Consider the following 15381-nt stretch of genomic DNA (forward strand, 5'->3'; position numbering starts at 1 on the left):
CCTGGCTGGAAGTGGGCGGGCAGCGTGTCGAAATGCCGGACTCGGCGGGACGCCCCGGGCCGCAGCTGACCTTCCGACTGGAGCGCGAGCGCAGCAATGGCTCCGTGGTGGCGCTGCCGTTGCAGGCGGGTGAAACGGTGACATTGCACTACGGCTTGCGGTTGTCGGCCGGTGCGGTGGACAGCGATGGCATCAACCGGGCCACGGCCCAGGCCAACACGGCTTCCGGGTTTACCTACCGTTCCAACCAGGACGAAGCCGAAGTGGAGATCCGCAACGAAGGCGTGCTGTCAGACAAGGCCATGCTGTTCGGTAAGGTCTATGTGGATGCGGACTGTAATAATCTGCAGAACGATGGTGAGTGGCCCATTGGTGGCGTGAAGCTGTATCTGCAGGACGGCACCTGGGTGATTACCGACGAGAACGGCCAGTACAGTGTTTACGGTCTGAACCCGGGTTTGCATACCATCAAGGTGGACCCGCTGACCTTGCCGGCCGGCGTCAAGCTCAAGCCCATCGACAATCGCCATGCGGCGGACCCGGAAAGCCGCTTTGTGGATTTGCGTTCCGGTGAATACCACCGTGCGGATTTTGCCGCCGTTTGCCCCACCGGCGATGAGGCGAAAGCGCTGGCGGAACAGCTTAAAGCCCGTAATGCATCCATGAACGGTGACTGGATGCTGGATGAAGCGGCGCGTTTTGATCCACTGCGTCAGCAAACTATCAATCCGGTTTTGCGTCAGGCCGACGGCAGCGGTGATTTGGGTAGCGGTGTCTATACCCAGACCGGGGATGACGGGCTCACTGATGCCTGGGAAAAAGTCTCCCAGTCTCAGGGTGAGAAAACCGACACGGCTGCGGTGCTGCCGGCCAACCCGGAAGCCACCATGCAGAACACCAAGGAAGCGGCTGCCAGCATTACCCGCGAACAGGCGGAGCAGGGCGCCTGGTTGTGGCCGCGTGGTGGCGTGAGCCGTGATGGTCGTTTTCAGGTGGTGGTGCGTGCGGGCGTGGATCCGGTCCTTAGCGTGAATGGCAAGGTGGTGGCCAAGGCGCAACTGGGTGAGCAGGTGGTCAACAAGCGTGAGCGCGCCCAGGTTGTCACCTGGTATGGCGTTGCCCTGGATGAAGGGGAAAACATGCTGCAAGTCAGCACCCGGGACATGTTCGGTAATCAGCGGGTGATGGCAGAAAAAACCGTGGTGCGCCCGGCGGCGCCGCAGTCCATTACCCTGGAAACCGAATCCGATACGCTGCCGGCAGACGGTGGACGCTCAACCCTGGGGGTGCGTGTTCGCCTCAATGATGCCAAAGGTAACCCGGCGCTGGGCAGTCACTTCGTGACACTGGAAACTGACCGTGGCCAGTGGCTGGAAGAGGATTTGCAAAGTGGTACGCCGGGCCACCAAATCAAACTGGTGGACGGGGTGGCACTGGCTCATCTGCGCAGTACGGAATACACCGGCCCGGTACGCTTGCGTGCGACTCTGGACCGTTTCAGTGACAGTATCCAGATTGAACAGATCGCGCCCCTGCGTCCCCTGTTGGCGACGGGTTTTTTACAGGTGCAAAGCCGCACCGGCAGGTTGCGTGATAACGGCAATGCGCCCACGGATGTGGCCGATGAATTTGACGATGGCGTGGATGGCCGGGCTGCCGTGTTCATGAAAGGTCAAGTCCGTGGTGATGCCCACCTGACACTGGCCTACGACACCGACAAGGATCTGGACACCGAAGACGAAGTGCGCCGTGACCTGAACCCGGCGGATTACTATCCGATCCCCGGCGATGCGTCTGTGCGAGGTTACGATGCCCGCAGCCGCAGCAAGTTGTATGCAAAACTGGAAAAGGACCGCAGCAGCATCATGTGGGGGGATTATCTCACCGACCCGCAGAATGATTTTTATGACCTGGGCCGCACTCAACGTACCCTGACCGGGTTGAATGGCGTCTACGATAACGGTCGTGCCCGTTTCCAGGTATTCGCTGCCCGCCCGGACATGGAGCAAGTAACCGAAGAGCTGCCGGGTAACGGTACGGCGTTGTTGTTCACCTTGAGTAACGATCCGGCCCGTGACAGCGAGACTGTGGAAATTATCGTTCGCGACCGTAACAACCCGGGGTTGGTTATCGAAACCACGCCGTTGACCCGTTACGTGGATTACTCGGTGAATTATTTCACCGGGGATATCCGCTTCCACGATGTGGTTCCTACGGTGGACGCCAACCTGAACCCGGTGTTTGTCCGCGTGAGCTATAACGTGGAAGGCGATGCCGAGGAATACAATGTCCTTGGCGCGCGCCTGAACTATGACCTGACCGATCAGCTGCAGCTGGGCGTTAGCCGCACCCAGGATGAACATGAAACCGAAGGTTTCGATCTGACCAGTGTTTCCGCGCAATACAAACTTGATGAAAACACCCGCATCAATGTGTCTTCTGGTTCCATGGCCCATGAAAACAATGATCCGGAAGGGCGCGCCTACAGTATTAATGGTGAGCGTCTGTGGGTAGATGGTTCGCGTACCGAATTGCGCTGGGCCCGTGCGGAGGCCGGGTTTGATAACCCGTCAGCGGGTATCAGTGCCGCCCGTGAAGAAATGCGTTTGGGCCACGAGCAGATGCTGGCCCGGGATTTTTCCGTGGAAGTGGAAGGTATCCGCTCCAAGCAACTGGACGGAGCGGAAGAGCAGAACAGCCTGGGCGTTATCGGGGAAAAGCGGATCGGTGCCACCGCCTTGCGCGGCGGTGTGCGCGGTATCGAGCAGAAGGATGTCCAGGGCAGTGAAGATTTCGGCACCTATATTCTTGGTGCTGACCGGGGCTTCAATCTGCTGGGCAAGCCCTTTCAGATTGGTGCGGAATACGAGCAGGCCTTCAACGATACCAGCCGCCGTCGTATCGCGGCCGATGCGGACATGCAGCTCACCGAGAAAACCAGTCTTTACAGCCGTTACGAGATCATCAACAGCCTGAATGGTATCAATACGCTGGACGATGATGTGGAAACACAGCAGTTCACCACAGGTGTGCGTTCTGCGATTACCCGCAATACCGATGTGTATTCCGAGTACCGTTTGCGCGGTGCCGTGGATGGCCGCGATGTGGCCGCAGCCAATGGTGTGAAGTCTGACATCGAGATCGAGCCGGGTCTGACTGTGTCGCCGTCCATGGAGTGGATTCAGACGCTGGACGGACAGACCAATCAGGATGCCACGGCCCTGTCCGTGGGCGCAGAAGACAAACGCAATGAAAACCGCCGGACTCTGGGGCGGGTGGAAACCCGCTTTGGCGATGATCGTGAGTACTACGGGCTGAGTGCGGCCAATATCTGGCGAGTGAATACAGACTGGTCTGCGGTGGTGCGTGATGACCTGCGCCTGCAGTATTTCGATACGGAAGCCAAGGAAGGCGACAACATTGTCACCCTGGGCATGGCCCGCCGTCCGCGTCGGGACAACCGCCACCACATGCTATTCATGTACAAATGGAAAGAAGAGTGGGGCGGCAGCGGTGGCAGCGACCGCACCGTGCATCTGTTCTCCACACACCATAACTATCAGGCCCATGATGACTGGATTTTCTCTGGTCGACTGGGCGCCAAATGGCAACAGACCGAGCTGGGCAATCTGGATGTGGACTCGGATGCCTATGTGGCGGATGGCCGGATTATCTGGGATATCACCCGCCGTTTTGATCTGGATCTGCATGGTGGTGCGATTACCACGGAAGGCGTTAAAGAGCGCCGTTACAGCTACGGGTTTACCGTCAATGCACTGGTGCGCCGTAATCTGCGCATGGGTGTGGGCTATAACTTCACCGGTTTCCGTGACGATGACCTGGACCCGGAAGGCTATAACGCGGAAGGCGTGTTTGTTGGCCTGGAATACAAATTCGATGAAGATGACCTGAGCTGGCTGGGCAGCAAAGCCGCCGGGCAGCGCAGTTATCTGGGAGAGGCGCGATGAATATGATGAAAGCGCGGCTGGCGTTATTGATCCTGGCGAGCATGGCAGTAATGACGGGATGTGCCAGCACCGAGTCACTGTATGCACAGTATGATGAGCTATGCCCGGTGGAAGCCCGGGTAACAAGCACCGGCCTGGTGACAGTCACCGGGATTGCGGCTGGCGGCGCAGGCCTGGTAGCAGGCGAAAGCCGCACCCAGGTTTGGGAGCCGGCGGTGTATTTCGGTTTTGACCAGAACGAGCTGGCTGACGCTGAAGTGCGCCGGCTGGAAAGCAATCTGGCGGTGCTGAAACAGTACCCGACCCTGCAGGTGAGCGTGCAGGCGTTTACCGATGAGAAAGGCGCGGCAAGTTATAACCAGAAACTGGCGGCTCGCCGCCTGGACCAGGTGGTGCAGTACCTGCGTGATGGGGGCATCAGCAATGGCCGCATCAAGCGTGTTGCTCTGGGCGAAGAGCTGCCTATTCTGCCTGACGCGAATAACGAACAGCGGGTCATCAATCGCCGTGTTGAGTTGATGCCGTTGGATGCGCAAAGTCGCCCGTTGGTGTTGCGGGCTGATTTTGCCCGCAGTGGTGGCGATGAATTCGTGCCGCCGGCGCCAGTGAAGTAAAGGGGAGTTGGGGTGAAGACACTGCAACGTACAGGGCTGATGGTGTTGCTGATGCTGGGAGCCAGTGTTCAGGCGGCCACACCGGCGGCAGGCACCGTGATCAAGAACCAGGCATCGGCGAGTTACCGGGCCTGCCTTGATGATGGCTGTACGGAGCAGGCGGAAGCACAGCGGGTGACCTCCAATCTGGTGCAGACGTTGGTGCAGAACGTGCCGGGCATTGAACTGGTCAGTGATCAGGGCAAACCAGCACTGCCAGGCGGGCTGGTCTATTTCTCCCATGTATTGACCAATACCGGTAATGGGCGCGACCAGTATCAGTTGTGTATTACCAATGTGGATAGCGACATTGATGCCTGGGCCGTTTACGCCGATGGCAACGGCGATGGCCAACCCGATGCGGGGGGCGCCTTGTTTACCCAGACAGACGCGGATGGCTGCTGGGATAGCCGGACCCCGGACATGATTTCCGGCGAAACGTTTTCGCTGGTGGTGGAAGCTGAATTGTCGGCTGGAACGGTGGCGGGCCAACAGCCGTCATTGCAGGTTCGTGCGCGCAGTGATGCGGATAACTCCCTGCTGGCTATCAATACGGATGAAGCGGATGTCATCGATGGCCCGGTGATTGAAGTGGTCAAGTCATTGAGCCAGCGGGAAGGCCGCTCCCCGGATGGGCCGATCACCGTCACCCTGGATTACCGTAACCCATCGGACCAGGCGGCCACCGATATCGTCATTGAAGATGTGCTGCCCACCGTTTCCGTGGATGGGGTGTCAGCAGGCATGACCTATGTGCCGGATTCCGCTCGCTGGACGTTTACCGGTAATACTCCACTCACGGACGACGGCGATGATGGCAATCAGGGCAATGCCCCTAACCTGATCCGTTATTGTGCCTACGATACGGATGCTGTCGAACCGGATTGTCAGGATCGGGTACGGGCGGTTGTTACGCAGTTGCCGCCGGGCGGTGTCGGCACCCTCACGTTCGATGTCACTCTTGATGCGGGCTTGAGCGCCGGTGACCGGGTTCGCAATACGGGCCGTTTCCGCTATTCCAACGAAGCCGGCGATACGGATTTCGGTACACCGTCTCCGTTCAGCACCAATGCCGTGAGCTATCAGGTTATTGACCGGGCGTTGGCCCCGGCTGTGGTGGCTAATAACAGCGAAAACGACAGCGTGACGGGTAGTGATGATGTAAGCGATACCGGTAACCGTGTCGAGATTGCCAGCGCCGGCCAGGGTGGCACTGTGCTGTTCAACAACGTGATCTGGAATACTGGCGATGGCGAAGACCGTTTCGATATCACTATCGATGCTGCCAACGACCGTTCCGGGGCGGCACTAAGCGACCCCTTCCCCCAGGGCACCGTCTTCCAGTTACTCAAGGCGGATGGCGCTACTCCGTTGGTGGATAGTGATGGCAACGGCGTGCCTGACACAGGCCCGATCCCGTTGGCCGATCAAGGCGGCCAATGTCCGGCCCGTTTTGTGCGTGATGCCGGAAATGGTGTGTGCGGTGTGCGGGTTGTCCTGCAGGCAATCCTGCCTCCCAATGCACTGGGCGGCCCTTTCCAGGTCACCAAGGTTGCCAGTTCAATCACCGATCCCCAGGTCCGCAATGCGGTGACCGATACGCTCATCAGCATTGTCACCAACAGTGTGGATCTCACTAATGATCAGCCGGTTAACGGTAGCGCTCCGGGTGAAGGGCCGGGGCCGGAGGCCTCGCCGGTACGCAGCTTGTCTGTGGCGCCGGGCAATCACGGTACCTTTGTGTTGTACGTGAATAACACCGGGCCGCGGCAGGACAGCTACGACTTGCATGCCAGCAACAGCAATTTCAATCCGGGGCAATTGCCTGCGGGGTGGAGCGTGACCTTCTACCGTGATGGTGGATCGGCAGATTGCAGCGCCAATGGCGTTGCCATTACCAATACCGGGCTGGTGCCGGCAGGTAGCCAGCGGCTGGTGTGTGCCCAGGTCACGGTGCCGGAATCGGCTAGCGGAGGCGATACCTTGCCGCTGTACCTGCGAGCCTTGTCGCCGACCAGTAATGCCGGTGACATCAAGCTGGATCAGGTGGTCGTAGTGGCGGGACCGGCACTTTCCCTGCAGCCGGACCAGACCGGGCAAGTGGCGCCGGGCAGCAGCGTGCTTTATAGCCATCAGCTCACCAACACCGGTAATGTGGATTTGACCAATGTGCTGCTCAGCGGCACGCCTGACAGCGCCAGTGACAATGGCTGGTCGATTACCCTCTACGAGGACAGCAACGGCAATGGGCAATGGGATACGGCGGATACCCTGATTGTCGATGGCACTCCTCTGCAGACTGCCGGGGCAGATGGTGTGCTTGCCGTGGGTGAGAGCCTGTCCGTGTTCGCCCGGGTTTTTGCCCCGGCCACGGCAGCGTACGGCATTACCAACCTCAAGACGCTCACTGTTACGGCACAAGGTGCCGGGCAGACGGTGACCGACACGGCGACGGATTCCACCACGACCAGCAATACCGATGTGGCCGTGACCAAAGAGCAGGCACTGGATGCCGACTGTGATGGCGTGCCGGATGGCCCGGGCAGTTGTACTGCGGATGGCTGTTTTGTCTATACCCGATTTACGGCAACACCTGGCGAGCAGTGCGTGATTTATCGCCTGACGGCAGCCAATACCGGGGCGCAGAGCATGTATGAAGTGACCATTAATGATCGCACCCAGCCGTTCACAACCATGCTGTCTTCCGCGACCCGTTGCCAGCTTCCCTCGGGGGATTGCAGCGCCGATGTGGTTGCACCTGCCGAAGCGGGTACCGGTGATGTGTCGGTCAATGTGGGCGAATTGAAAGCGGGTGAAACCGCCGTTCTTATTTTCGGGTTACGGGTGGAGTAAAACGATGCAGACAACCGAACCGAAAAAAAATAAAGGCAAACTGGTTGCAGGGTTGCTGGCAATGCAGGTTTTTATTGCCATGCTCTTTATCGGCTTGTGCCTGGTGAGTGGGGCCGCAGAAGCTATTAGTCTGCCGCTGAATGGTTCGCGGACAATTCTTAGCGGCAGTGACTGCTCTCAGGCGACATACCGGTTTGGTACATCCGCAAGCTACGACGGTCAGGCGCTGGATGTTCTGGTTCAGGTGCTGCAGGAAGACAATGATCAGGCCGGGAGCTTTCAGTGTCTGGGGGTGGAAGAGGGCGTGTTGTTTGCCAGTTTGCGAGACAAGGATAACGGCGAAAATATTGCCTACCAGGATTTGCGGTTAACGGTGGTTCGTCAGGGAACCACCACGCCTGTTGTTGTGGACCGGTTGATCGTTACCGGGTTCGATCTGGACAGTAACAACTCTAGCACGGGCAGTGATGACCTTTACTTCAACACCGGTGAAAAAACGCGTTCCTATGTGTCCGTTAACACGGATACCACCGTTTCTTCATCGGCGTCTGGCGGCTATAACACGCGCATAAAAGGGCGGGATACTGATTGCACCGACGGTGCCACAACCGTCGAGCCCGAGTGCCGTGCCAGTGTGGTGTTTTCGGAAACATCCAGTGCGTCTTTTCGGGTTCAGAATGATAATGCGTACGGAACAGAAAGCTCGTCGAGTACCGCCCGGCGTGTTTCCTATTTGTCTCTGCGTGTTGACGATTTCGATGATGTGGTGGACGGCAATACGGATTACGGCGATGCCCCTTCGCCCTATGTGGCTGCCCGACAGGCTGTAAGCAGTTTTCTGGGTTTAGGTGCCGGTCTGGTGCCAGACCATGAAAGTGCGCAGCAAGCCAGTGCGGGCGCGGACGGTGATGACCTTGATGGGGCGGGGGGCGCGGTTGTCAACTTTGACGATGAAGATGGCGTTACCCTGGGCGGAAGCGCTCTGAATGATCAATCCATCTTTCCGGGGCAGCAAAGCGAACTGTCGGTGACCACATACGGTTCGGGTTACCTGAACGTCTGGTTCGACTGGAACCGGGATGGGGATTTCAGCGATGCCGGCGAGCGGATGGTATCCAATCGTCAGATCACCAATAACGGCGAAACATCCAGCGGCAATAATTCCTCCAATTTCGTTACGGTCACGCCGGTGACCATTAATGTGCCGGGTTCTGCTGCGTCCGGTGTGACCTATGCGCGTTTTAAATTTACCGAGTCAACAAATCCCGGGATAGGCAACAACGCGGGAAATGGTGAGGTGGAAGATTACCGCTTGAATGTCACGTCACAAACCTGTGATGCCGCAATCAGTGCGAACCTGTCGCTCAGTGGCAGTGCCACGCGAAATACCTCTAGTAATGAAATTACCCTGACCCAGGATAGTGGCAATCAGTCCGGCTCTGCCTGGTCACAGAATCGCATTAGTCTGCTTTCCCCCTTTACGGTGGAGTTTTCCATCTATCTGGGTACTAAAGACGCCAGTGGTGCGGATGGTATTGCCTTTGCTTTCCAGAATGATGAGGACGGCAGCAGTGCGACCGGTGTGTTTGGTGGCGCCTTGGGGGTGGGTGGCTTGGATCCTGCTGTGGCGGTGGAATTCGATACGTACAGCAACGGTGGGGGTTACGGTGATATTGCCAATGATCATACGGTTATTTATGACCCGGTAAATTATACCGATTCCAGTGGCGGCGGAAGCTTGCTGAGCCCAGTGGTGGACCTGGGAAATATTGAGGACGGAGGCTGGCATACGGTATCGCTGGATTGGGATCCGGTATCCAATCAACTGCAGTACCGTTTTGACGGTGCACTGGTGGCTGTGGTGAATCGCGATTTTACCACTCTGGATTTTGCCGGTGACCCGAATGTGTTCTTCGGTTTTACCGGTTCCACCGGGGGCTCCAGCAACCTGCAGAAAGTCTGTGTGATCGATGCCCCTCCCCAGGTATTGGTTGACTATGGTGATGCGCCTGCCAGTTACCAGAGCCCGTCTCATATTCTGGTGGATGGCATTCACCTTGGCGTTGATGTGTCAGAGGATGTGGGCGGGTACGCCGATCCCAATGCCAATGCAGACACCTTTGATGACGGTGTAACTTTCCCCTCTGTGCTGCCGAGTATCGATCCGATTACAGTGGCTGTGGAGGGGGCTGGAGGGTACCTGCAAGCCTGGGTGGACTGGAATCAGGATGGGGACTTTGATGACCCCGGGGAGCAGATTGCCGAGGACCTTCAGGACACCGATGGCGATGGGCTGATAGATATCATAGCGAGTGCGGCAACGGGCACAGTGGACGCCAATGATGTGATCACCCGTTTCCGCTGGTCTACAACGCCCTCTATCGATCCCTATGAAGGGGCGGATGATGGCGAAGTGGAGGACTACCAGGTGTCTACCCGGGCGGTGGTGACCTGCCCGCAGGGGTCGGAGGCTACTGGCGGCGGCATTGCCAGTGGCGGTGCCGGTGATTTTCGCGATGCGATCTACTGGCTGGACTGGTCTTGCGGTGTCCGCAATAACTATCAGGTCGGGGAAATGATTCGCAAGAACTGGGTATTTGGCCCGGTGGAAATTCGCGCCACGCTGGACAACCTGACTGATACGGTCAATGTCTATAACACCGGCAGCTGGTCCGGCGATCGCCTGGATGATCTGTATCAGGGCGTGAACCCTATTGGGCTTTCCAATAATGCCAGTGGTGAGGCGCCGGAGTTTGATATTGATTGGCAGGTCTACCTCAATGGGCAGCGGGTCCCGGCTGACATTATTGCGGCTGATGCGGAAGATACGGATGAGAACGAAAGCCTGACCTGGGAAACCGATGGCCAGCCCTGGGAGATTTTTTCGGTGGCGCCGGCCTCTGATTTGAGGGTGCGCTTTGAAAATGGCAACCGGCGAATGGTGGTGACCACTGGGGATTTGGCGGTCAGCACGGGTACTTTGCTGGGCTTGACCGAAGACGCACGCCGCACATCACATATTGTTGATGGCGGCGGCTCCCAGGCAATGGCCTTTGGCGTTTTCCTACAGGTGGATCATGGCGATATTGCCGGCGGTTACCCGCAAAGCGGCGGCCACGTTTCGCGCAGGGATGCCACTGGTGGCAGCAAGCCCCAGACAGATACGGATGTGAATACGCTCACCGTAGCCACCTTGCAGCCTGCCGTTCCTTACCTGGGTGATATCGGTCCGGATCCGGAAGATGCCGACCAGAACTCGGCCAATGCGGATGCGGATGGCCCGGAAGAAGATGGCGTCAGTTTTTCCGCACTGATTCCCGGCGGTAACGCGGTGATCTCGATCACTCTGACAGAACAGACCGCAGGCACCAATTTCGTGCAGGGCTGGATCGACTGGAATCGGGATAACGATTTTGACGATGCCAGTGAACAGGTGGCGTTGAATGTGCGCGACAACGATGCCCAGGACAGTAACGCGGCTAACGGAGCCATCGATCTGAGTGTGTTTGTGCCACCGGGAGCCTTTATCGGTGATACCTATGCCCGCTTCCGTCTGTCCAGCACTCCGGATGTGGCTGCCGGTGGGCAGGTGGTATTCGATGGCGAGGTTGAGGATTACAAGGTCACCGTGGCCTCGGCCAATACGGCAGGTACTCTTTCCGGTTGGGTGTTTGAGGATAACGGCAGTGGTGCTATCGCTCACGATGGCAGTAAGGGGGCCGACGAGCCGGGCCTGGCCAATTTGTCGGTGCGGCTCTACCACGATGCTGATGGCAATGGTGTTTGCGAGCAAACGGATACGGTGCTGGCTGAGACGACCACGGATGGCGATGGGGCCTGGGCGTTGACCCCGCCGTTAGCGGACGTGGGGAAGGCTGCTTGCTTGCTGGTCCAGACTCCCAACGGCTATCAGTCCATCAGTGAAAGTGCAGGCTCCGGTGGTGCAAACCTTGCCGTCGGTGCTGGCGATGACGACACCATAACATTATCGGTGCCGCCCAGCGGCACCGTATGGAGTGACATCCTGTTTGGTGATGTGGGCCTGCCGGTTCTTGAACCGGATCGTCAGGGGGTGGTGGATGCGGGCAACAGCCTGTTCTACGACCACCGTTTTACCGCGCGCACCGCCGGAACGGTGGATTTCACTTTCGGGGCGCCCGACACCGTGCCCGCTGCCCCTGCCTGGACGGATACGCTCTATCGGGACAGTAACTGTAATGGTGTTCTGGATAGCGGGGAGGCCGCTCAGCCGGTGACCGGCGTTGCCGTGCAGGCCGGCGATAGCGTTTGCCTGTTGGTGAAAGTCTTTGCTCCGGCGGATGCGCCCCTGGATGCGCTGCACTCCCGGCCTTTGTTGGCGACTCAGGCGTTTACGGGGACCGGTTCGCAGGCGATGGTGCAAGTGCGCGATACCACCCGTCTTTCTGCAGGCAAGTTGCTGCTTGAAAAACAGGTGCGCAACATTGGTCCGGACGGTGTGCAGGGTACTGTGGATGATGTGGACAGCAATGACGGCACAGCCAATCAGGCTGCCCCTGGCGACGTGCTCCGTTACCGTTTGATCTTCACTAACCAGGGCGCCAAGGCGTTGACCGAGGTGACGGTGAACGATAGCACGCCCGCATTCAGTGGCCTGAATACGGCGGCGGCCTGCCCGGCGGCACTGCCGGACGATCTGTCCGGCTGTAGCCTGAGCACGCCGGATGGCAGCAACGGCCCGGGTTATGAGGGCGCCCTGCAGTGGCTGTTCTCCGGGCAGTTATTACCGGGGAATCAAGGGGTTGTCCGTTACGATGTGAGGGTGAATCCGTAGCGGATTTGGCTACGCTGATCCATCCGTCGGTAACCTATCTGCCACGGGGAGACCGTGGTAGAATGCCGCAACCGGGCGCGCAGGCTCCCGGTTTTTTTGTGGCTGTCTGGCAGGAACAATGGATTTCAGTTTATTGATCAAGGCGCTTTGTCTGGTGTTGATCATAGAAGGCCTTCCGCTGTTTCTGGCGCCTGTGCGTGCGCGCCAGGCAGCACTTCAGGTGGCGCGTCTGGATAGTCGCCTGCTGCGAATTATGGGGCTGGTGCTCATGGTATTGGGTGCGGGCCTGTTATTACTGATGCGGTCGTAAATGATGAATCAGGAAGAACAGTGGCTACTGCCCGACGGGGTAGAAGAAGTCCTCCCGGGTCGCGCCCGGGCCATCGAGCAGCTGCGTCGCCAGACGCTGGATCTGTATCAGCGCTGGGGTTATGAACTCGTATTCCCGCCGTTGATCGAGTTTATGGAATCCCTGCTGAACGGCGGTGGCCGAGATCTGGAGCGGGAAACCTTCAAGATTACCGACCAGCTCACCGGGCGCCTGATGGGTGTCCGTGCGGATATTACTCCGCAGGTGGCGCGTATGGATGCCCACAGTCTGCGCCGCAATGCCCCTTCCCGCCTATGTTACTGCTCCAGCGCCCTGCGTACCCGCCCGGTGGTGGCCGGTGGCACACGCCTGCCTTATCAGCTGGGCGTGGAGCTGTTCGGCCATTCCGGTGCCGACAGTGACCTGGAAGTGATCTCGCTGCTGCTGGAAACGCTGACGCTGTCAGGTGTGGACCAGCACGTGGTGCTGGATCTGGGGCACGTGGGGCTGTTCCGTGGCCTGCTCGACAGCTGTGATCTGAGCGACAGTGAGCAGAGCCAGCTGGAAGACATTTATGTCCGCAAGGCACGAGTAGAGCTGGACACCTTCATTGCCAGCCATGATATGCCTGCCGCTGCCGGTAAAGCCCTGGCAGCCTTGCCCTGGTTGGCGGGGGGCGTGGACGTGCTGGCCGAAGCGCGGGCGCTGCTGTCGCCTTTCCCGGGTGCTATGGCGGCACTGGATGAGCTGGCGGTGCTGGTCGATGTGCTGGGTGCCCGCGGTGTGCAATTGCACCTGGATCTGGGTGAGCTGCGCGGCTACCACTATCACACCGGTTGCGTGTTTGCCGCGTACCTGCCCGGTGAGAGTGAGCCGGTGGCCAAGGGCGGCCGTTACGATCACATTGGTGAAGTCTTTGGTCGGGCGCGGCCGGCCACCGGTTTCAGTGCAGATTTGAAGATGCTGGCGGAGCGGGCGGAATCTGCCGCGCTCACCGGTATTCTGGCGGAAGGTTCGCTGCAGGACGCCACCTTTGCGACCACCGTTGCTGCCCTGCGTGAGCAGGGTGAGCGCGTGGTGCTGGCCTTGCCCGGCGCCGATAATGACCCGGCCGAGCTGGGATGCCAGCGTCGCCTGGTCGCCCAGGCCGATGGCTGGGTTGTGACCGACCTTTAAACCGAATTTCCTTTTTCCTGAACAGATGGCAGCAAGCAATCATGGGTAAGAACGTAGTCATTCTCGGCACCCAGTGGGGTGATGAAGGCAAAGGCAAGATCGTCGATTTATTGACCGATCAGGCTTCACTGGTAGCCCGCTTTCAGGGCGGCCATAACGCCGGCCACACCCTGGTGATCGATGGCAAGAAAACGGTCCTGCACCTGATTCCATCAGGCATTCTGCGCGAAGATGTGCAGTGCCTGATTGGTAACGGCGTGGTGCTTTCCCTGGAGGCGCTGCTCAAGGAAATCGGTGGCCTGGAAGATCAGGGTGTGCCGGTACGCGAGCGTCTGCGTCTGTCGGCGGCCTGCCCGCTGATCCTGCCGGTACACGTGGCGCTGGATCAGGCCCGTGAAGCGGCCCGCGGCAACAAAAAAATCGGCACCACCGGCCGTGGCATTGGCCCTGCCTATGAAGACAAGGTGGCTCGCCGGGGGCTGCGCCTGGGTGATGTGTACCAGCGCGAGCTGTTTGCCGCCAAGCTGGGCGAAGTGATGGATTACCACAACTTCGTTCTGCGCAGCTATTACAATGCCGAGCCAGTGGATTTCCAGAAAACCCTGGATGAAACCCTGCAACTGGGCGAAGACGTGCGCAGCATGGTTACCGATGTGACTGCCGTGTTGCACGGTGCCCGCGAGCGTGGCGAGAACATCATGTTTGAAGGCGCCCAGGGCACCCTGCTGGATATCGACCACGGTACCTACCCGTACGTGACCAGCTCCAACACCACGGCCGGTGGTACTGCCACCGGTACCGGGTTCGGCCCGCTATACCTGGATTACGTGCTGGGTATCACCAAGGCCTACACCACCCGGGTGGGCAGCGGTCCGTTCCCCACGGAGCTGTTTGACGAAAATGGCCGTTACCTGGCCGAGAAAGGACACGAGTTCGGTTCCACCACTGGCCGCGCCCGTCGTTGCGGCTGGTTCGATGCGGTGGCGCTGAAGCGTTCCATCCAGATCAACTCCATTACCGGCCTGTGCCTGACCAAGCTGGACGTGCTGGACGGCCTGGAAGAAATCAACATCTGCGTAGGCTATCAGGATGCGGCCGGCAACTCGCTGGAGTGTGCCTGGGATGCGGACAGCTACGAAGAAGTGAAGCCGGTATACGAAAGCCTGCCGGGCTGGTCGGAGTCTACGTTGGGTGCCAAATCGGAAGATGATCTGCCGGCCAACGCCAAGGCTTACCTGCAGCGTATCGAGGAAGTCACCGGTGCGCCCATTGATATCATTTCTACTGGCCCGGACCGGGTGGAAACCATCATCAAGCGCCACCCGTTCTCCTGAGCCAGGTGCAAACGAAGAAGCGGCCCACGGGCCGCTTTTTTTATGTTTGTCACGGAATGGAGTGATGCGCCTGTTTCAGGCAGAGCCCATTGTCTGGCCTTGGCAACGGGAGCGTGCTGGATGTCCGACGCTGTGGTTTTGTGTTGAGTAAATTCTTCTTATCTCTGTGACAGTTTTGTCATAAAAAACCGCTTCACTGTTCGCCTCTGAAAACAATTCACGGGGAGAACACTCATGTACCGGATTCCGTTTGCCAAAACGGCACTGGCGACCA

General features: G+C 58.8%; 6 protein-coding genes and 1 pseudogene. All 7 read left to right on the forward strand.

Translation table 11 applies throughout. The features are described from left to right. A pseudogene (locus A3754_RS27080) lies at nucleotides 1–3968 on the forward strand (hypothetical protein); the annotation flags it as partial. Then, on the forward strand, nucleotides 3965–4582 hold the full coding sequence (locus tag A3754_RS03265; protein WP_063518837.1) for an OmpA family protein: 618 nt from the start codon (nucleotides 3965–3967) through the stop codon (nucleotides 4580–4582). The pseudogene A3754_RS27080 and the gene A3754_RS03265, both read left to right, overlap by 4 nt. Nucleotides 4583–4594: 12 nt before the next feature. Further along, nucleotides 4595–7474: a DUF11 domain-containing protein gene (locus A3754_RS03270; protein ID WP_063518838.1), complete on the forward strand. Its 2880-nt coding sequence runs from the start codon at nucleotides 4595–4597 to the stop codon at nucleotides 7472–7474. Nucleotides 7475–7478: 4 nt separating this feature from the next. Further along, nucleotides 7479–12287, forward strand: coding sequence for a CshA/CshB family fibrillar adhesin-related protein (locus tag A3754_RS03275; protein WP_063518839.1), 4809 nt, complete (start codon nucleotides 7479–7481; stop codon nucleotides 12285–12287). A 118-nt stretch (nucleotides 12288–12405) separates the two neighbouring features. Then, nucleotides 12406–12597, forward strand: a complete 192-nt coding sequence (locus A3754_RS03280; RefSeq protein WP_063518840.1) for a DUF2065 domain-containing protein — start codon at nucleotides 12406–12408, stop codon at nucleotides 12595–12597. Continuing rightward, entirely contained in the window at nucleotides 12598–13773 is a 1176-nt protein-coding gene (locus A3754_RS03285) for an ATP phosphoribosyltransferase regulatory subunit (RefSeq protein WP_063518841.1), read from the forward strand. A gap of 41 nt (nucleotides 13774–13814) precedes the next feature. After that, complete coding sequence (locus A3754_RS03290; protein WP_063518842.1) at nucleotides 13815–15107, forward strand: adenylosuccinate synthase; 1293 nt, start codon at nucleotides 13815–13817, stop codon at nucleotides 15105–15107. Nucleotides 15108–15381: the final 274 nt, after the last annotated feature.

Source organism: Alcanivorax sp. HI0083 (genome assembly GCF_001635175.1).

Coding starts and splice junctions, on each gene's coding strand:
- A3754_RS03290 (WP_063518842.1), top strand. CDS start 13,815: ATGGGTAAGAACGTAGTCATTCTCGGCACCCAGTGGGGTGATGAAGGC.
- A3754_RS03285 (WP_063518841.1), top strand. CDS start 12,598: ATGATGAATCAGGAAGAACAGTGGCTACTGCCCGACGGGGTAGAAGAA.
- A3754_RS03275 (WP_063518839.1), top strand. CDS start 7,479: ATGCAGACAACCGAACCGAAAAAAAATAAAGGCAAACTGGTTGCAGGG.
- A3754_RS03265 (WP_063518837.1), top strand. CDS start 3,965: ATGAATATGATGAAAGCGCGGCTGGCGTTATTGATCCTGGCGAGCATG.
- A3754_RS03280 (WP_063518840.1), top strand. CDS start 12,406: ATGGATTTCAGTTTATTGATCAAGGCGCTTTGTCTGGTGTTGATCATA.